Here is a 19,622-nt window from a genome sequence, read left to right as displayed (position 1 = left end):
TCACATGCAGCCTGACCCTGGGCATGAGGGGTTCGCAACCCGTCCGTCCGCCCCGGCGAGCCGGGGCGGCTCCGAGCCCGCGTAGGAGCCGAGGTCGTGGCAGGCCGCACCGACGACGGGGGACGAACACCTGAAAATGATTCACGTGGTGAATCAGAAGTCCACGATATCCAGGTGTTTCCTGATGTATAGGAAAACAGGCGTCCTTCGGCCATCCTTGGGGAGTGGGAACTACTACTACGCGTAGGTCAGACCTGTCTCTCCGCATCCCTCCGCTGCCCTGTCCCTTCCCCAGCGAGGTCAACCCCCATGTCGAGCGGGTCAACACCGAGACCCTCGACTGGCTGGTGGAAACGGGCATTCTGGAGGATCCCGAGACCGTCCAGCGCTACCGCCAGGCCAAGTACGGCTGGCTGGGAGCCCGCACGTATCCCTATGCCGAACACCACACGCTCCGCCTGGCGACCGACTGGTGCGTGTGGCTGTTCGCCTTCGATGACGCCTTCTGCGAGTCGGGCCGCGGCGCCGGTGAGATAAGCCGAGCCCTGCCCCGGCTGTTCACCGTCCTCGACGACCTTGAGGCCGGGCAGGAGGTCGACGACGTCTTCGCCAGGACGCTCCTGGAGATCAAGACCAGGATCTCCAGGTACGGCGACGACGACCAGCTCGACCGCTGGCGCGCCGTTACCAAGGACTACCTCTTCGCCCAGGTGTGGGAGGCCGCCAACCGCGAGGCCGACGTCGTGCCGCAGGTGGACGACTACATCTTCATGCGACGGCGCACCGGCGCCATGCTCACCGTCTTCGCCCTCATCGACATCGCCAGCGGATGCAGCCTCACCCCCGAGGAGTGGCGCCACCCCGATGTCAAGGCGATCACCGAGAGCGCCAACGACGTCGTCGTCTGGGACAACGACCTCATCTCGTACGCCAAGGAGAGCGACGGCGCCAACTCGCGCAACAACCTCGTGAGCGTGCTCGCCAGGCACCGGGGCTACTCGCGGCAGCAGGCGATGGAGGCGATCGGCGCCATGCGCAACCGGGCGATCGCCGACATGGTGGCACTGCGCCCCTCGCTGGAGGCGCTCGGCTCCGAGGCGGTGCTCGCCTACGTGCGCGGTCTGGAGTTCTGGATCAGCGGCAGCGTCGACTACTCGCTGACCAGCTCCCGATACACGTCCGCCTGGCAGGCCGAGGCGCCCAAGCCCTCCGCCCGATGACTCACCCCCGAACGATCTGACCGTCCTCGTGGTCTCCGAGCGCGAGGACGATCAGCTCCTCCAGGTTCAGCTTCCTGCCCTGGGCGAAGGCCTTCTCGTGAGCCTCCTCGCCGAGGATGCGCCTGCACTCCTTGACACAGCGGTCGTGCTCGGAGTTGAAGAACGGGGAGCCCAGCTGCGGCATCCCGAAGGTCCGCCAGTTGGCCTGGCCGCCGCCCATCAGCCGGGCCGCGAGCTCCGCCTGCCCGTCTTCCAGCGCCTGCTTGGCCACCACCTCGATCGCGAGGCCGATCCCGAGCACGTCGTGGAAGTAACGCTTGAGTCGCAGCGCCTCGCGCGCGTTCGACATGGCCTCGGGGGAGCGGCCCATCACCTGGTACACGCTGGCGAGCGCGTAGATGGCGTACGAGCGCAGCCACAGCTCGCCGCGCTGGGTGCAGACCGCGATGCAGTCGCGCAGCAGCACCTCGGCCTCGGCCGGCTCGTTCTGGATGAGCAGCACCATGGACAGCTCGACGATCGAGGGCAGCAGGCCCGGGTTGAGCTCGCGGCCGCTCTTGTGGAACTCGATCGCCACGCCCAGCAGCGCGCTCGCCTTCTGCAGGTCGTTCTGCAGGAACGCGGCCGTGCCGAGCATCTTGGTGGCGAGGATGACCGCGCCGGAGTCCCCGACCCTGACGGCGTCGGAGCTGCACTGCTCCGCGGCCTCGATGGCACCGGTGATGTTTCCCTGCGCGCTGTTGATGTAGGACAGCACCCACAGCGCCTTGCACCGGTCGGGGCTCGGCTGGCGCGCCAGCTCCAGGGTCTTCTCCAGATAAAGCCTGCCCTCGCGGGCCAGCCCGCAGGCCACCCACATGAACCACAGCGAGGACAGAAGCTTCAGTCCCGCCTGCACCTCGCCGGGAGTGCGCAGGCAGTGGTCGAGCGCGACGCGGATGTTGTCGTGCTCGTGGCGCATCCTGACGTACCAGTAGACCTGACGGGCGCCCGACCAGGCGTCCTCACTCCGCTTGGCCAGCTGCAGGTAGTAGTCGCGGTGCCTCTCCCTGATCACGGCGCTCTCGCCGAGCTTGTCCAGCCACTCCTCGCCGTACTGCCGCAGGGTGTCGATCAGCCGGTAGCGGTGCCCGGAGGGCGTGCCGTCGCTCAGCAGGATCGACTTCTCCACCAGGCTGGAGATGAGCTCCATGATGTCCTCGGAGGGGAGGTTGTCGCCCGAGCAGACATAGCGGGCGGCGTCGAGCTCGAAGTCCCCCGCGAAGACCGAGAGCCGCGCCCACAGCAGCCGTTCGGCCGGCTCGCACAGTTCGTGGCTCCAGCCGATCGCGGCCCGCAGCGTCTGGTGCCTGGGCAGCGCGGTGCGGCTCGCCCCCGCGAGCAGGCTGAACCGGTCGGCGAGCAGACCGAGGATCTGCTCCACCGACAGGGCGCGCATCCGGACCGCGGCGAGCTCGATGGCGAGCGGTATGCCGTCGAGCCGGCGGCAGAGCTCGGCCACCGGGCCGATGTTGCCCTCGTCCAGCATGAAGTTGGGCACCACCGCGCTCGCCCGCGTGACGAAGAGCTGCACCGCCTCGTTGGTGAAGACGTCCTCGCCCGAGGAGTCGCCGGGAACGGTGAGCGGCGGGATGGTGACCGTGTGCTCACCCCTGCAGTTCAGCGACTGACGGCTGGTCGCCAGGATGGTGAGCCCGCGGGCGCTGCCGAGCAGGTCCTCGAAGAGGGTGCCGCACGCGTCGACCAGGTGCTCGCACGTGTCGATGATCAGAAGGATCTCGCGGTCGCCCAGCCACTCGACCAGCGTCTCGTCCGCCGAGCGGGCGGACTGGTCGGCGATCCCGAGGGCCGAGGTGATCGTGTGACGGACCATCCCCGGGTCCTGGAGGCGGGCCAGGTCGGCGAACCAGACGCCGTCCTTGAAGTCACCCCGCATCTGGTGGGCGATCCGCAGGGCGGTGCGGGACTTGCCGACGCCTCCGATGCCGGTCACCGTGACCAGGCGGTGCTCGCCCAGCCGCTGCCTGAGTGTGGTGAGCAACCTGGTGCGCCCCACGAAGCTGGTCAGCTCGTTGGGCAGATTGCCGTCTCGCCGCCATCCTGCTGGCGTTGTCATGGCGCCTCACGGGGGGATAGCCGGAACCTGCCACCGCATCGTACCGTCTGGGCCTTGGCCTGTCCCCGTACAGCGCGAGGCGCTGGCCCTCTCCGGACGCGGGGCGCGGGCTTTCCCGAGAAGGGGAGCGCGGGCCGCGAGGGTGGCTAGCATGGGGCTCGTGACAGTGCCCGAGCCCGATGACCTGCGCCCCGTCGACCTCGCCGACGACGGGCTGCCGATCCTGCCCGACCAGACCGTCGACGACACCGATCTCGGCTGGAACGAGTGGCGTGAGGCCGACGACGACGCCCGTCTGATCGAGGACCGTCCTCCCCACTGGTGACCTCTCCCGCGAGCCGGTCCCCGCGGCCGAGCCCCTTCGCGGGGCTCTCGTCGCGGGGACCGGCCGGAAGGTCCCGGGGAAGACGCCCCCGCGCGTTCCGCTAGGAGACGACGTCCTTGGCGCGGAAACGGCGGAAGGCGAACGCGATCAGGATGGCCGAGTAGGTGACGGAGACGGCCACCCCCTTGAGCATGCCGTCATACTCCGGCTGGGGGGCGAGGGCGTCCAGCCACGCGGTGTTCCAGAACGTCGGCAGAAACTCCCTGAGCCCGCCGAGCGCCTCGACCGCCTGCAGGATGTTGCTCACGATCACCAGACCGACCGCTCCGCCGACCGCTCCCAGCGGGGAGTCGGTGCTGACGGAGAGCAGGAAGGCCAGCGCCGCGACCACGAACTGGCTGACCAGGGCATAGCCGATCACCACCGCGAACCTGGGCAGCACGTCCAGGGCGGCGATCGTCTCACCGGTCCCCGGCACCCGGACGTCGTTCCACCCGAAGGCGAGGGTCCCGGCGAGCAGGGCCATCACCGGCAGGCAGATCACCGCCGCCGCCGAGTAGCCCATCGCGACGATCAGCTTCTGGCGCAGCAGGCGGTCGCGCGGGATCGGTGCGGCGAGCAGATAGCGCAGTGACGACCAGCCGGCCTCGCTCGCCACGGTGTCACCGCAGAACAGCGCGACCGCGACGACCAGCAGGAAGCTCGCCGACACCGACAGGGCGAACGCCGCGAAGTTCAGCCCGCCCTCGGTGGCCAGGTCGGAGATGCGCAGCGTGGTGGTGGGCTGCCCGGATCCGGCGCCGAGCTTGAAGGCGATCACCAGGATCCACGGCAGCGCGAGCAACAGGCCGAACATCACCAGCGTGCGGCGCCGCTTGAACTGCCTGACGATCTCCACGGAGAGCGGCAGGGTGCGCCCCGGCGCGTACCCGCGCGCCGAACCGTTCTCCGCGACGCCGTTCCGCGGGGTCCCCGCCCGCGCGGGGCCGTCGCCCGCCGGGCCGGTCATGGTGCCACGGGCACCGTCGGTGTCGCTCACGCCTTCTCTCCGATCAGGTCCAGGAAGACGTCTTCCAGCCGGGTGCCGGAGCCGTTGACCGGGGTGCGGCTGCTCAGCAGTTCGGCCACGGTCCCGGCCGTGACGAGACGCCCGCGGTGCATGACCACCACGTGGCTGCAGGTCTGCTCCACCTCCGAGAGCAGGTGGCTGGAGACGATGACCGTACGGCCCCCTCCGGCGTAGCGGATCAGGACCTCGCGCATCTCGCGGATCTGGGGCGGGTCGAGACCGTTGGTGGGTTCGTCCAGGACGAGCAGGTCGGGCAGGCCGAGCATGGCCTGTGCGATGGCCAGACGCTGGCGCATGCCCTGGGAGTAGGTGCGGACGGCGCGGTCCAGGGCGTTGCCGAGCCCGGCGATCTCCAGGGCCTCGGCGAACCCGGCGTCCTCGACGGGGCGGCCGGTCGCCTTCCAGTACAGCTCCAGGTTGTCGCGGCCGTTGAGGTGCGGCAGGAAACCCGGCCCCTCGACGAACGAGCCGAGCCTGGACAGGACCGGGGCGCCGGGCACCACCCGGTGGCCGAAGATCCGGATCTCGCCGCCGTCGGGCTTGATCAGGCCCATCAGCATGCGCAGAGTGGTGGTCTTGCCCGCCCCGTTGGGGCCGAGCAGGCCGAGCACCTGGCCGTGCTCGACGGTGAACGACAGGTCGTTCACCGCGAGCTCGCCGTTCCGGTACGCCTTGGTCAGGCCGTGGATCCGCAGCGGCACGGAGTCGAGCTCGGGGTCGTGCTCGTCGGCGGCGCGGCGGCGTCCGGCGAGCAGCAGGACGGCCGCGACGACGAGGGAGAGCAGCGGCAGTGCCCAGATCCACCAGGCGGGGCCGGTCGAGGGGGTGCGCAGGGTGGCGTGGGTGGGGACGGTCACCTCCGGCGAGGCGAGGGCGACCGTGTGGACGGCCGGAGCCGCGGGGGTGCTGTAACCCAGGTCGGTGGTGGTGAACGCGACGCGCAGCCGGTGCCCGACGTCGAACCTGTGGTCGATGGCCGGCAGGGTCACCGTGGCCTCCCCCGAGCCGCCCTCGGGGATCGCGATCCTGATCGGGGCGACGAGCCCTTCCGGCAGGAGCGGTGCCTGGGTCGCGCCCGCGACGTCGTAGAGCTTGGCGAACAGCGTCACCTCGTCCGCCGCCCGCGCCTCACCGCTCTCAGTGCTGCTCTCCGGGCCGCTCCGAGTGCCGCCCTCCGCGACGTCACCGGCCGCGGGGGACCCGGAACGTTCGGGTGTCACCCGCACCCGTACGGTCGAGCTGCCGGTGACCTGGAGCGGGGTGGTGAGCGGGGCGGAGTCGAAGACGGCGCTCTGGCCCGCCATGTCGATCGACAGGTTCGCGGTGGCGGCGCCGCCGAGACCGCCGAAGCCGGGGACCGCGGAGATCGAGGAGGGGGAACCGCCCGGCGGGTTCGCGACCTGCTGCTCGGGGCCGCTGAGCGGCACGGAGGTCTGGCCGGTGCCGCTCAGCCCGGGGTAGCCGTCGGCGACGGCGTGCAGCTGGACCGGGCGACGGGTGCCCGGGTCGCGCCCGCCGTCGCGGGTGACGGTGAAGGCGCCCTCCTGCCCGGCCGCCTCGCTCTCCTTCAGGTGGCGGTCGAACCAGCCGAGCGTCTTCTCGTGCAGCCAGTCGATCTCGCCGTTGCCGCCGTCGTGGCCGCCGTCGAACCAGGCGACCTCCACCGGGGCGCCGGTGGCGGCGATCGCCCTGGCGTTGGCGTCGGCCTGCCCCAGGGTGAACAGCGAGTCGCGCTGTCCCTGGAGCAGCAGCGTGGGGACCTTGATCCTGCCGGGTACCGAGATCGGGCTCGACCTGCGCAGTGTCTCCACCGCGTCCGCCGTCGCCCGTCCGCTCTCTGCCACCTTCTGGTACATGTCGCAGATCTCCGGCAGGAACCGGCCGCACCGGACCTCCTCCGCGGTGAGCGGCCTGGGCTGGGCGGGCGGCGACCCGTTCCCGGCTTCCGCGTCCTCCTCGCCTCCCCCGGCTCCCGCGCCGGTCTGGCCGAGGGCGGCCAGACCGGCCGCGCCCGGGGTGGGACCGCCCCGGCTGAAGAACAGCCCGGCCCACATGCGCTTGAACACCCCGCTCTCCGGACCCTGCCCGGTGGCGTTCGGGAACAGCGCGTCGGCCAGGTCGTACCAGGTGATCTGCGGGACGATCGCGTCGATCCTGGGGTCGTGGGCGGCGGCCATCAGGGAGATCGCCCCGCCGTAGGAGCCGCCCGCGATGCCCACCCGAGGGTCGCCCGCCGCGTCGAGCCGGACCTCGGGCCGCTTGGCGACCCAGTCGACCAGCTGGCGCACGTCCTTGACCTCGTAGTCGGGGGAGTTCAGCGCGATCTGTCCCGAGGAGCGGCCGAAGCCGCGCGCCGACCAGGTCAGCACGGCGTAACCCTCCTGCGCCAGCCGTACGGCGGCGTCCCGCACGCTCAGCTTGCTGCCGCCGAACCCGTGCGCGAGCAGCACCGCAGGGGCCCTGCCGCCGCCGGCGGGAGGGAAGAAGCTCGTGTCCAGCGTGACCCGCTGGTCGTCCTCCGGCCCGTCGAGCACTGTGATCATCTGGTCCTGGGCCCGTACGCCGGGAGCGGACGGCCACACCAGCCAGGCCGCGGCGCCGACGACCAGCACGACGATCGCAGCGACCCCCGAGATGCGGATGGTCCGTTTTCCCCCACGTTGCATGACGAGAGCCTACTGATTGCAGCTGAAAGGCTCCTGAGACCGTTCTCAGGAGCGTTCCAGCGGTCAGTCGCCGACCGGTTCGGTCGCCGGTCGTCGCGGCGGGGACGAACACGGATGATCCACCCACGTGGAGCAGGGGAGGCGTCCCGATCCTCAGGGTTGTCCCCGATTGCGGACCGAGGTGAAGGAGCGGCATCATTTCGACGCGTGAAGCCAGTAGAGAGCCTTCGAAGAAGAGCCACCCCCGTGATCGAGTGGGCTCTGCCGTATTGGACGCGCGGGGAGGCCGGCAGGGAGACCCCGGAGGATCTGTTCAGGGTCCTCTACCTCGGGTGGCTGGTGGCTTTCTCGTTCAAGGTGCTCGGAGCGTCCTGGGACGTCTCCTGGCACTTCAAGTGGCTTCGCGACGACCTGGCGCCGCCGCACCTGCTCAACAGCGTCGGCACCGCTCTCGCCCTCGCTCTCACGATCATCCACATCTACACCGGCTACGGCGTGGACAAACTCGCGCAGCGTCTCATCGCCTGGGGCACGGGCATCTTCCTGGTCGCCGTCCCGCTGGACCTGATCAACCACCGGATCAACGGGCTCGACATCACCTCGTGGAGCCCGTCCCACCTCATGCTCTACATCGGCACGCTTTTCATGATCTGCGGCGTCATCCGGGGCTGGTTCGTGCGGGCGCTCCCGGGACGGACGCGCACGCTGGTCCTCGGCGGGCTCTTCGTGTTCCTTTTCGAGAACGTCTGGTTCCCGGCCCAGCACCAGGAGTACGGCGTGTACGCCATCTCGGCCTGGGACCGGGGGGCGCCCGAGGCCGAGCCGATCCTGATCAAGTTCGCCGCCGACCAGATCGGCCTGCCGGTGACCGACAGGGCCGTGGCGCTCCACTTCGCGCTGCCTGTGCCCGACCAGCTCTACCCGCTCTACGCGGCGATCGCCGCCGTCCTGGTGGCCGTCTACGCCCGCGCGATGATCGGCCGGATGTTCTCGGCCACCGTCGTGATCGGCGCCTACGTCGTCTTCCGCACGCTGATCTGGCCGCTCCTCGCCGCGGCCGACTTCCCGCGCTCGGCGATCCCGGTCTTCCTCATCGCCGGGGCGCTCGCCGTCGACCTGGCGTTCCTGATCAGGAATCCCGTGGTCAGGGCGCTGGCCGGATCCCTCGGCGCCACCCTCCTGATCGACCAGGCACTGCGCTTCCAGCACGCGATGTTCATGGCGCCGCCGCTGGTGCCCCCCACGACCATGGTGATCGGGGGGGCGGGACTCGCGGTCCTGTGGCTGGCCGCGGAATGGTCCTTCGGCCGCCACACGCTGCGGGCTCAGGACAGGGAGGCAGTGGTCAGCGCGACCGCGACCCCGTAGGCGAGCCCCATCACGGCGATCTCGGCGGCCGCCCACGCGACGACCGCCGTCGCCCGCCTCTCGGCGATGTGCGGCAGCAGGCGGAAGCGGATGTGGGCGGCGAACGGGATCAGCAGTGCCACGCACGCGACCTTGGCCAGCACCAGCAGGCCGTACTCACTGGTCAGGAGAGCCCCGGGGAGTTCCACCCCGGGGGTGAGGGCCATCGTGGCCAGGCCGTTCACCAGGCCGGAGGCGCTGACCACGACGAGTGCGAGGGTCGCGAGCCTGGAGAACGCGGGCAGCACCCGCGCCAACAGCTCCCGGTCCCCGGTGACCAGCAGGATGATCGTGAGCAGGCCGCCGGTCCACGCCGCCGAGCCCATCACGTGCAGCTCCATCGAGATCATGATGGGGTCGTGCCAGAGCGAGTCGACCGCGTGGCCGGTGACCGGGATCGGCAGCAGCCCGAAGAAGGCGATCACGATCCGCAGCTCGGCGGGGACCTTCTCGCCGTACCGCACGGCCAGCAGCCCGATCCCGGCGTAGGACAGCGCGCAGGCGGCGCTGAAGAGCATGCCCTGCCCGGCGCCGACGCTGTCGACGTACTCGGCGATCATGCCGGGGGTGGGGACCAGGCCGGGGTTCAGCTCGGCCGTCTGGAAGACGATCACGACCAGCGCCAGCAGTGCCCAGGCCCAGGCGAAGGTCACGGCCGCCGGCCGGGCCCGGCGCATCACCGGCTCCGTGCGGTCGGGGTCGTCGAACCCGAGCAGCTTCGGCAGCAGGCTGAGCCCGACCACCGCCACCGCGGCGAGGTCCAGCAGCACCCGCAGCACCGGCAGCCCGTACTCCACCAGCGGTCCGGGAATGGCGATCCCCGGCACCGCCTCCTGGCGGGAGAGCGCCGTCGCGGTCAGCACGGCCACCAGGGCCCCGGAGACGAGCCCGCCGACGACCAGCCTCCTGGCGGTGCCGGCCTCGGCGGCAGGCTCGGCGGTCAGGGTCATCCCGCGCCCCCCTGCTCCTTCGTACGGCGCATCGCCACGACGGTGGCCCCGCCCAGCAGGACGATGGAGCCCGCGATCCACAGCACGGCCATCCCGGCACCGCCGTTCTGCGCGGCCTCGGCGGCCTGGGCGCCCAGATCGGGTTCCTGCGGCGCGGCGGCGGAGGCGACGGGGGCGGCCGGGGTGGCGGCGGCCGGATCGGCGGAGGACTGGGCGGACGCGCCGGGGCCGGGGGCGGTGAGGGTGAAGGTGATCTTGCTGGAGACCGGGTGGCCGTCGGAGGAGAGGATCCGGTAGCCCACCGCGTACTCCCCGGCGGAGCCGAGGGGTTTCACACCGACGCTCACCTTCGCCCTGTCGACGGTCGTCTTGCCCTCCTCCCAGCGCGTGCCGTCCGGGCCGATCACGCTGATCTGCGCGAAGCCCTGCCGGACGGGCTGGTCGAAGGTGAGTGTGATCTTCTCGGGACCGGTGGCCAGCTCGGTACCGTCCTTGGGGTCGCTGCTGATCAGCACGTTGTGGGCCTGTGCCGGGACGCCCGCGCCGAGCAGCGCGGCGGACGCGAGCAGCAGGACCGTGAGTAGCCGCCTCACCGGTCGTGGCCTTCCTTTGGGGTCGTCATGACGAATGACATGCTCCCACCCCGGCCTCCCGCCCGGGAATCGCGCTCGCGCGTCTCATCTCGTCCGTCCATCCGTGCCCGCGCCCCGGTGAGGGGGCACGTGCGCCGGCGGACGGGCCGATTCCGGCGCTCCGGCCACCGAGGGGGAACGACAGGGGCGATGGGGGCCGGCGAGGGCTGACGGGAACCGCTGGAGGCGGACGGGACCGACAGGGACCGACGGGGGCCGACAGGGGCCGACAGGGACAGGGAAGGCCCGGGAACATCCCGGCGGAGAGTAGGAGCCCGGCGGGGCGGAGTCAATGACTAAGAGGATGACAAATTTTCAAAGAATGAAGAATAGGTCGATTTATCTGGTAAAAGCCCTGGAGAGATATTTTGTTTAGTTTTATCGGACTGTAAAACAACCGCGAAACCTTGACGAATTCGGCGCGTGATCCTTAGCCTCGCTCCAAGCGACGCCACCGATTCGCCGCGCCCGTGCACGGCGAAGAAGTCGCCGTGCCCTCGCACGGTGTGAAGGCGTGACATGTGGTCGGGACACGTCACGCCGGGCGTTCGCGCATCTCGGTGTCGGAGCCGTATTCCGTGCCGCGCAAGTCCTCAACGCCATCGGATCCGCGCGTCCCCTCGGGGCCGGGCCGATCCGGTCGGTCGTCATGGGATCCCCCATTCGGGAGATGCCATTTTCCGCCGTAAGGGAACGCGCCCGGGTTCCCCTCCCGACAGTACGGAGGCGTCGTGACGCGCACCGGCCTCTCGCCGGACAAGAAGGCGGTATCCGCCCGCGCCGGTGTCGAATCAGGGCCTTTCCGATGGAACGCCCCGGCCGGGCGCGAGACACCCGAGCGCATACCCGTCGTCGGCACCCCGCCGGCGAAACGGCGGGGGAGAAGTCATCACAGGGAGCCGCGGGGGTCGTTCGAGGCCGCCGCGACAGGCCGGACGGAAGGCGCCTGAAATGTCGATGTCGCTGGTAAAAGGATGGAACAGGGCGTCCCACGAGGGCGTCGGCGAAGAGAACGGCCGGACCCGATGACGGCCGGTCTCGCGCGGCTGAGCGCGACGTCCGTGGAGTTCACCGGTGTACGGGGCGGTGAGGCGCCGTTCAGCTGGGGCCAGCTCGCCATCTGGCGGCTCACCCGGTGGCTGGACGACGACGACCCCTACTTCAACATGCCCTGGGTGCTGCCCGTCTACGGCAGACGCGACCTCGACACCGTCCTGCGGGCGCTGCGCCTGCTCGTCGAGCGGCACGAGACGCTGAGGACGACCTACGAGGAGACGCCCGGCGGGCTGGTCCAGCGCGTGGCACGCGAGGGCCGCTTCACCGTCGAGGTGTACGACGCGGAAGGCGCCAAACCGACCACCGCGGCGCGGGAGATCTCCGCCAGGCTGGCGGCCACCGCGTTCGACTACGCGAGCGAGCTGCCGTTCCGATGCGCCGTCGTGACCGTCGACGGCCGTCCGAGGGCGATGGCCCTCACCCTGTCCCACCTGGCCGTGGACGGCGGGGCACTGGACGTGCTGGCGCGCGACTGGCGGGACCTGCTCGCCGGTGGCGAGCCGCCCGCGCCCGCCTGGCAGCCGATGGACCAGGCCGCCTTCGAGCGCGAAGGTCCTGGCGCCGCCCGAGGTGAGCGGACGTTGCGTCACTGGCGCGCGGTCCTGGAGAGGGCGCCGCTGAGCATGTTCGACTTCCCCCGTACGACGCCGGAGGAACCGAGGTTCGTCAAGGTCGGCATGGAGTCGGCCGCCACCGCGGCGGCGGCCGAGGTGCTGGCGGCGCGCTGGTCGATCAGCACGGCCAGCGTGCTGACCACGGCGAGCGCCGTGCTGCTGGGCACGCTCACCGGCCACGACGAGGTGGTCATGCAGCTCGTCGTGGCCAACCGGCACGATCCCCGGGTCGCGGCGATGGCGGGCAGCGCCGTGCAGGACGGGATCTTCGTCCTGGACCTGCCGGGGGGCACGTTCGCCGACGCCGCCCGTGCCGGGCACCGGCAGGCGCTGACCGCCTACCGGAACGCGCAGTACCACCCGTACCGGATGATGGCGCTGCGCGAGGAGGTCGGCCGCGAGCGCGGCGGACCCGTCGACCTGTCGGCCTACTTCAACGACACGCGGACCGTCGGCCACTGGCCCCACCTGCCCGCGGTGGAGCCACCGGGCGACCCCGCCGCGATCGCCGCGCTCACCGAGCGGACCAGGACCTTCCACGTCGGATCCTGGCCCGAGGTGGACGCCACGGCCCTGTTCGCCACCGGCACCGCCACCAACACCTGCGAGCTGTACCTGACGGCCGACACCGCCTACCTGCCGCGTCCCACGGCCTACGCGCTGCTGCGCGGGGTGGAGAGTCTGCTGGTCGCCTCGGTGGCCGGGGACGTCCCGCTCGGCGAGGTCGCCGGACTGTGCGGCATCGTCCCGGTCGAGCGACCCTCCGTCCACGGCCGGAACGGTTCCTCCGCCGGTTCACCGGGCGGCGGCGGGGCGCGGGTCGCCCAGGATCTCGGCGCGCAGGGTGTGCGGGAGGTGGCCGGTGGTCACGTCTGACCACCGGGCGGGGCCCGACGGCCGCGCCGCGCTGCTCGAACGACTGGCGCGCCTCCCCGAGGCGCAGCGCGCCGCGCTGCTGAGCAGGATGCGGGAACGGGACGGGGAAGGCGGCGGGCAGTGGCCGCTGTCGTTCGGGCAGGAGCGTCTGTGGTTCCTCGGCAGGTTCGACCCCGGCGACACCACCTACCACACCCCCTGGTGCGTGCGCCTGCGCGGTCCCGTCGACGCGGAGGCGATCGCCGCCGCCTTCACCCGGGTGGCCGAGCGGCACCACGTGCTGCGCACCCGGTTCCGGCTGGCCGGTGACCGTCCCGTCCAGGTCGTCGTACCGGCCCGGCCGGTACCGGTGGAGCGGGTGGACGTCACCGGCGATCCGGCTCCGGTCGTGGTGGATCTCATCAACAGGCCCTTCGACCTCGAACACGGCCCGCCGCTGCGCGTGGCGCTGCTGCGACTGGGCGAGCAGGACTTCCTGCTCTGCATCGTCCTGCACCACATCGTCGTCGACGGCTGGTCGCTCGACGTCCTGATGCGGGAGGTGGCCGAGTGCTACGCCGCGCACCGCGAGGGCAGGCCGCCAGGGCTGCCGGAGCTCCCGGCGCAGTACCCGCAGGTCGCCGAGGAGGAGAGGCGCCGCGCCGAGTCGGACGAGGACGCCTCAAGCCTCGGCCACTGGACGAGGACGCTCGCCGGGGCGCCCGCCCTCGACCTTCCCGCCGACCACCCCCGCCCGGCCCGCTGGAGCGGACGCGGAGGTCAGGAGAGCCTGCTCGTTCCCGAAGAGGCGATCGCCCGGCTGGAGAACGTCGCCAGGGGGATGCGCTGCACGCTCTTCATGGCGCTGCTCGCCGCCTACCAGGCGACCCTCGGGCTGGCCTCCGGGCGAGAGGACCTGTGCGTCGGGGTGCCGGTCGCGGGAAGGGACCGGCCGGAGATCGAGCCGCTGATCGGCTACTTCGCCACCACGCTCGTGCTCCGCGCCGACCTGTCCGGCGATCCCACCTTCCGCGAGCTGCTCAAACGCACCCGCACCGCGCTCTTCGGGGGACTGCGGCACGCCGGCACACCGTTCGAACGGATCCTCGGCGCGCTGCGCCTGCCCCGCGACCTGAGCAGGCCGCCGCTCTTCCAGGCCATGTTCAACCTGCACAATCTGCCCAAGGGGGACCTGCTGCGGAGCACGATGGGTGATTTGTCGGTCGAGGTCTATCCCGCCCCCGCGGCGGGGCGCACCAAGGCCGAGGTGTCCGTGGACACCTGGCGGGGCCCCGAAGGGCTCGGCGGCGTCCTCGACTACAGCAGCGACCTGTTCTCCGCCGGAACCGCTCGGCGCCTCATCCGGATCTTCACCGACGTGGTGGAGCGCGCCGGAGCCGACCCGGACCTCCGGCTGTCCGACCTGAGAGGTGTACAACCGTGGTGACGACCCTGGAACCGGCGCGTGAACCGCTGGAGACGACGCCCGACGCGGTGGCGGTGAGCGGACCCGGAGGCACGCTGACCTACCGGGAGCTGTACCGGCGGGTCGACGACCTCGCCGCGACACTCCGCGGGCAGGGGGTGGGCCCCGAGGTTCCGGTCGGACTGTGCATGGAACGCACCACGGGGATGGTCGTCGCGGTCCTGGCGGTCTGGGCCGCCGGCGGCGCGTACGTCCCGCTCGATCCCGCCTTCCCCGAGGAGAGGCTGCGGCTCATGCGCGAGGACGCCGGGATCGAGCTGGTGCTGACCCAGTCCGGGGTGGACCGGCGCCTGCTCGCGGACGTCCCCAGGACGCTTCTCCTCACCCCCGACGGTGCCCCCGACGGTGCCGTTTCCCCGCCGTCCCGGTTCACTCCCGACGATGCTGTCTCCTCGGCGTCCCGGCGCGCCCTCGATGGCACGGTCCCACCGCTCCCCGCGCTCGTTCCCGACGGTGCCGCACTCCCCGGGCCGGGCGGGAGCGACTCGCAGCCGCTCCCGACCGCCCTCGGAGACGACACCGCCCGGGCCCGCCGCCGCGACATTCCAGGAAGGCCGGGAAGCGGTCTGGCGTACGTGATCTACACCTCGGGCTCCACCGGGCGGCCCAAGGGCGTGGAGGTGCCGCGCCGCGCGGTGGAGAACCTCCTCGGGGCGTTCTCCGGCAGGCTGGGACTCACCCCGGAAGACCGCTGGCTCGCCGTGACCACCCTGTCGTTCGACATCTCCGTGCTGGAACTGCTGCTGCCCCTGGCGTGCGGGGCGCGGATCGTCGTGGCCTCGGCGCGGGAGGCCGCCGACGGCGCGGCGCTGCGGGCGCTGGCGGTCGCGGAGGGGATCACGGTCCTGCAGGCCACCCCGGCGACCTGGCGCATCCTGCTGGAGGCGGGCGGCGTACCGGAGACGATCCGCACCCGGCTCTGCGGGGGAGAGGCGCTGCCGCGCGACCTCGCCGACGCGCTCCTCGCCCCGGGGACGAGCCTGTGGAACGTGTACGGGCCGACCGAGACGACCGTGTGGTCCACCGCCGGGACCGTCGCGCCCTCCCCCACGGGGATCGGCCTGGGAGAGCCGATCTCCGAGACGTCCCTGTACGTCCTCGACGACGGCGGCCTTCCGGTCGCGGACGGTGCGGCGGGGGAACTGCACATCGGCGGGGACGGGGTGGCCCGCGGCTACCGGGGCATGCCCGCGCTGACCGCCACCCGCTTCCTGCCCGACCCCTTCACGAGCCGTCCAGGAGCGCGCATGTACGCGACCGGCGACCTCGTCAGGCGCGCCCCGGACGGCCGCCTCGAATACCTGGGCCGCGCCGACAGACAGGTCAAGATCCGCGGGTTCCGCATCGAGCTGGACGAGATCGAGACCGTCCTGCGCTCGGCCGACCAGGTTCGCCAGGCCGCCGTCGGCGCCTGCGAGGGACCCGACGGCCTGCCCGCTCTGGTGGCGTACGTGGTCCCCGCGGCGGGGTCGGCGACGGCGGGGCTGTGGGAGGCGCTGCGCGAAAGGCTCAGGTCGAGCCTGCCCGACTACATGGTTCCGGCGCAGCTCGTCACGCTCGACGCCCTGCCGCTCACCCCCAACGGCAAACTCGACCGCGCGGCCCTGCCGGTACCCGTCGGCGCGCCGGTGAGGACGGTCCCCTACCGGCCGCCGTCGACGGCGGCGGAGGACGAGCTCGCCGCCATCTGGGCGGAGGTGCTGGGAATCGACGAGCCGATCGGGGTCGACGACGACTTCTTCGAGCTGGGCGGCCACTCGCTGATGGCCGCCCAGATCGTCGCGAGGGTCCAGGCGCGCTTCGGCGCCGCCGTGCCGCTCCCGGCCCTCTTCGAGGACCCGACCGTCGCGGGGCTCGCCAGGCGGCTGGACCGTCTGGACGACGACCTGGACCTCGCCGAGGTCGCCGCGCTGCGCGAGCGGCTCGACGGCCTCGACGCCGAGGAACTCGCGGCGATCTTCGACGAACTGGCGCCGGGCGCATGAGGGCGCCCCTGTCCCCGGCGCAGGAGCGGCTCTGGCTCCTGCAGCGCCTCGACCCGGGCAACGCCTCCTACAACGTGTATCTCGTCCGCCTGCTCGGCGGCACCCTCGTCCCGGCCGCGCTGACCCGGGCGCTCACCGACCTGCTGGCCCGCCACGAGAGCCTGCGCACCAGGTTCGCCGAGGAGGAGGGCGTGCCCTGGGCCGTGGTGGAGGAGGCGTCGGCACCCCGGATCGAATGGCTGGACTCCGGCGGCCGCGAGGAGGCGGAACGCCTGGTCACCGAGCGGGCCAACACGCCGTTCGACCTGGAGGCAGCACCGCCGCTGCGCGTCGCGGTGATCCGGGTCGCCGAGGACGAGCACGTGCTCTGCCTCACCATGCACCACATCATCGCGGACGGCTGGTCACTCAACGTCATCCTCGACGACCTGGCCGACTGCTACGCCGCCCGCCTGTCGGGGGAGGAGCCCCGGCTGCGCCCGCTGCCCGTCCAGGCGGGCGACTACGCGCGATGGCACCGGCGCAGGGCCGAGCGGGCCGTGCCGTACTGGCGGGAGAAACTCGCGGAACCGCCACCGGCCGAGCTGCCGTTCCGCCGCCCGGGGAAGGCGAGCGGGCAGGGGGAGGTCCAGCGCATCCTGCTGCCCCCCGCCACCGCGCGGAGGCTGGAGCGGCTCGCCGCCGAGCACCGCACCACCCTGTTCACGGTGCTCGTCGCCGCCTACCAGACGATGCTGCTGCGGCACATCGGGCAGAGCGACCTCCTGGTCGGCACCGTCGTCGCCGGCCGCGACCGCGTCGAGCTGGAGCCGATGGTCGGCTACGTCTCCCAGACGGTGATCCTCCGCGGTGACCTGTCGGGCGACCCGCCGTTCACCGGACTGATCGGCCGTACCCGCGGCGAGGTCTTCGGCGCGCTGGGCAACCCCGCGGTCCCCTTCGAGCAGCTCAGCCATCCCGCCGAGTCGCTGCTGCCCTCCATGCTCATCCTGCACACCCAGGACGCCAACCCGCGCAGGACGTTCGGCGACCTGAAGGTGGCCGACCTCGACGCCGGATTCCACCAGGCCAAGGTGGACCTCCTCGTCGAGGCGTGGTCCGGTGAGGACGGGCTCGACCTGTCCTTCTGCCACGACACGGGCCTGTTCGAGACCGGAGAGGTCGGCCGGCTGGCCGCGAGGTTCGCCCTCCTCCTCGAATCCGTCGCGGCCGCTCCCGGCACCCCGCTCTCCGCCCTGCCGATCTGGACCGACGCCGACCACGCCGAGATCCGCGCTCTGTCCGCCGGGCCGGTCCCGGACATCGACCGTGCGGCGAACACCGGTTCCGTCTCGGACCCCGTCTCGGGTCCCGTCTCGACCGTCTCGGACCCTGTCTCGGGTCCCGTCTCGACCGTCTCGGGTTCCGCCTCGGAGGCCGGCCTGGTTCCCGGGATGATCCTGGAGGCCGCGCGGCGGACGCCGGACGCCGTCGCCGTGGTCTGCGGGAAACAGAGCGTCACCTACGGCGAGCTGCTCGCCCGCGCGGGCGCGCTCGCCGAGGTCCTGCGCGAGGGCGGCGTGCGGCGGGGGGACGTCGTCGGGGTCTGCCTGCCCCGCTCGATCGACGCGATCACCGCGCTGCTCGCCGTCTGGTGGGCCGGGGCCGCCTACCTGCCGTTCGACCCGGAGGTCCCCGACGAGCGGCTGGCCTTCTCGATGGCGGACAGCTCGGCCACCCACCTGATCACCCTGCGCGAACCGCCACCGGGCCGCGTCGCCGTCGCCCCCACGACCTCTCCGAGCCATGGAGGCCTCGGGGAGGTCGGCGACCCCGTCGGCCTCCCCGCGCCGCGGGACGCCGCGTACGTCATCACCACCTCCGGATCCACCGGCGTACCCAAGGGGGTGCTGGTGGAGCACGGCGCGGTGGCCGCGCGGGTGCGCTGGATGCGCGAGGACTACGGCCTCACCCCGGCCGACCGGGTGGTCCAGTTCGCCTCGCTCGGCTTCGACGCCCACGTCGAGGAGGTCTTCCCCACGCTGGCGGCGGGAGCCACGCTGGTGCTCCTGCCGGAAGGCGCGGTGTCGCTGCCCGCCCTGCTCGCCTCCCCCGAGGGAGCGGCGGTCACCGTACTCGACCTGCCGACCGCCTACTGGCACTCGCTGACCGAGGACCCGAGGGAGACCGCGTGGCCGTCCTCGCTCCGCCTGGTGATCCTCGGTGGCGAGCAGGTCTCGGCGGCGGCGGTGGAGCGCTGGCGGGGTCTGCTCGGCGACCGTGTCCGGCTGGTCAACACCTACGGCCCGACCGAGGCGACGGTGATCGCCACCGCCGCCGACCTGGGGGCGGGGGACGTCGCGGGACGCCCTCCGATCGGCCGCCCGATCGGCGCGACCGTCGTCCACGTGCTCGACGGCAGGGGAGACCCCCTTCCGCCCGGCGCGACCGGGGAACTGGTCATCGGCGGAGCCGGAGTGGCCCGGGGCTACCTCGGCAGGCCGGCGCTCACCGCCGCCGCCTTCGTCCCCGACCCGTACGGCGCCCCGGGAGCGCGCCGCTACCGAAGCGGCGACCGGGCGCGCTGGCGCTCCGACGGGCGGCTGGAGTTCCTCGGGCGGCTGGACGCCCAGCTGAAGATCAGGGGGTTCCGGATCGAGCCGGGCGAGGTGGAGAGTCACCTGCTCGCCCACCCCGGGGTGCGGCAGGCCTTCGTCACCGGCAGGGGGGAGGAACTCGTCGCGTACGTCACGGGCACCGCGGGCCCGGCCGCCCTCAGGGAGCACCTGGAGCGGTCGCTCCCGCGGCAGTTCGTTCCCACGGCATGGGTGACGCTGGACGCGCTTCCCCTCACCTCGGGCGGTAAGGTCGACGCCGCCGCGCTCCCCGAACCGGCCGCCGCCCCCGCCACGCGCCGCGTCGCGCCGCGTACGGACGCGGAGAGGCTGGTCGCCGAGATCTGGGAGGAACTGCTCGGCACGGGGCCGGTCGGCGTCCTCGACGACTTCTTCGCGCTGGGCGGGCACTCCCTGCTGGCGACCCGGGTGGGGGCGCGGATCAGGCGGGACACCGGGGTCGAGGTCCCGATCCGGACGATCTTCGCCAAGAGTACCGTCGCCTCCCTCGCCGAGGCGCTGGAGGAACTGCTGATCGAGGAACTGGACGCCCTGACCGAGGAGGAGGCGCTGGAGTTGCTCGCGGGCACCGACCATTCCTGAAGGGAAACACTGGACCGCGCGGGCACCGAGCCGTGAAGATGTCG

The 19,622-nt window shown here is 72.0% G+C and carries 12 protein-coding genes; 7 read left to right on the top strand and 5 right to left on the bottom strand.

Annotated features, from left to right (window positions below):
- Positions 1–224: 224 nt before the first annotated feature.
- Positions 225–1,220, top strand: coding sequence for a 4-epi-cubebol synthase (locus tag ACFY3D_RS10625; RefSeq protein ID WP_350949567.1), 996 nt, complete (start codon positions 225–227; stop codon positions 1,218–1,220).
- Between the two features lies 1 nt (position 1,221).
- Here the strand turns inward: ACFY3D_RS10625 and ACFY3D_RS10620 are convergent, their stop codons facing one another.
- Positions 1,222–3,336, bottom strand: a complete 2,115-nt coding sequence (locus ACFY3D_RS10620; protein WP_389774324.1) for an ATP-binding protein — start codon at positions 3,334–3,336, stop codon at positions 1,222–1,224.
- A 160-nt stretch (positions 3,337–3,496) separates the two neighbouring features.
- Between ACFY3D_RS10620 and ACFY3D_RS10615 the strand changes: the two genes are divergently transcribed.
- Positions 3,497–3,661: a hypothetical protein gene (locus tag ACFY3D_RS10615; RefSeq protein ID WP_350949594.1), complete on the top strand. Its 165-nt coding sequence runs from the start codon at positions 3,497–3,499 to the stop codon at positions 3,659–3,661.
- Positions 3,662–3,761: 100 nt separating this feature from the next.
- On the opposite strand, the gene ACFY3D_RS10610 is transcribed toward ACFY3D_RS10615, so the two are convergent.
- Positions 3,762–4,700 (bottom strand): ABC transporter permease subunit, encoded by a 939-nt coding sequence (locus ACFY3D_RS10610; protein WP_350949565.1) that lies wholly within the window; start codon positions 4,698–4,700, stop codon positions 3,762–3,764.
- Positions 4,697–7,396 carry an alpha/beta fold hydrolase gene (locus ACFY3D_RS10605; RefSeq protein WP_389977473.1) on the bottom strand — a complete coding sequence of 900 codons (2,700 nt, stop codon included), beginning with the start codon at positions 7,394–7,396 and terminating at the stop codon, positions 4,697–4,699. Before ACFY3D_RS10605 ends, ACFY3D_RS10610 begins: the two co-directional genes overlap by 4 nt.
- Positions 7,397–7,642: 246 nt before the next feature.
- Between ACFY3D_RS10605 and ACFY3D_RS10600 the strand changes: the two genes are divergently transcribed.
- A complete protein-coding gene (locus ACFY3D_RS10600; protein ID WP_389977470.1) occupies positions 7,643–8,764 on the top strand; it encodes a hypothetical protein in 1,122 nt (373 codons plus the stop codon).
- Here the strand turns inward: ACFY3D_RS10600 and ACFY3D_RS10595 are convergent.
- Together ACFY3D_RS10595 and ACFY3D_RS10590 are read right to left on the bottom strand one after the other, a co-directional pair.
- Positions 8,722–9,753 carry a CopD family protein gene (locus ACFY3D_RS10595; protein WP_350949562.1) on the bottom strand — a complete coding sequence of 344 codons (1,032 nt, stop codon included), beginning with the start codon at positions 9,751–9,753 and terminating at the stop codon, positions 8,722–8,724. The genes ACFY3D_RS10600 and ACFY3D_RS10595 overlap by 43 nt on opposite strands.
- On the bottom strand, positions 9,750–10,346 hold the full coding sequence (locus ACFY3D_RS10590) for a copper resistance CopC family protein (protein WP_350949561.1): 597 nt from the start codon (positions 10,344–10,346) through the stop codon (positions 9,750–9,752). The genes ACFY3D_RS10595 and ACFY3D_RS10590 overlap by 4 nt, the downstream gene beginning before the upstream one ends.
- Before the next feature lie 1,064 nt (positions 10,347–11,410).
- On the opposite strand from ACFY3D_RS10590, the gene ACFY3D_RS10585 reads away from it, so the two are divergent.
- Genes ACFY3D_RS10585 through ACFY3D_RS10570 form a run of 4 tightly spaced genes read left to right on the top strand, consistent with a single transcriptional unit; the run spans position 11,411 to position 19,578 of the window.
- A complete protein-coding gene (locus ACFY3D_RS10585; RefSeq protein ID WP_389977466.1) occupies positions 11,411–12,931 on the top strand; it encodes a condensation domain-containing protein in 1,521 nt (506 codons plus the stop codon).
- Positions 12,918–14,357, top strand: a complete 1,440-nt coding sequence (locus ACFY3D_RS10580) for a condensation domain-containing protein (RefSeq protein ID WP_389977463.1) — start codon at positions 12,918–12,920, stop codon at positions 14,355–14,357. Before ACFY3D_RS10585 ends, ACFY3D_RS10580 begins: the two co-directional genes overlap by 14 nt.
- Positions 14,351–16,381, top strand: a complete 2,031-nt coding sequence (locus ACFY3D_RS10575) for a non-ribosomal peptide synthetase (protein ID WP_389977460.1) — start codon at positions 14,351–14,353, stop codon at positions 16,379–16,381. Before ACFY3D_RS10580 ends, ACFY3D_RS10575 begins: the two co-directional genes overlap by 7 nt.
- Positions 16,378–19,578: an amino acid adenylation domain-containing protein gene (locus tag ACFY3D_RS10570; protein ID WP_389977457.1), complete on the top strand. Its 3,201-nt coding sequence runs from the start codon at positions 16,378–16,380 to the stop codon at positions 19,576–19,578. Before ACFY3D_RS10575 ends, ACFY3D_RS10570 begins: the two co-directional genes overlap by 4 nt.
- Positions 19,579–19,622: the final 44 nt, after the last annotated feature.

This window comes from Streptosporangium sp. NPDC000509 (assembly GCF_042898365.1).
Lineage (GTDB): Bacteria > Actinomycetota > Actinomycetes > Streptosporangiales > Streptosporangiaceae > Streptosporangium.
This window is presented reverse-complemented; position numbering and strand designations above follow the sequence as displayed.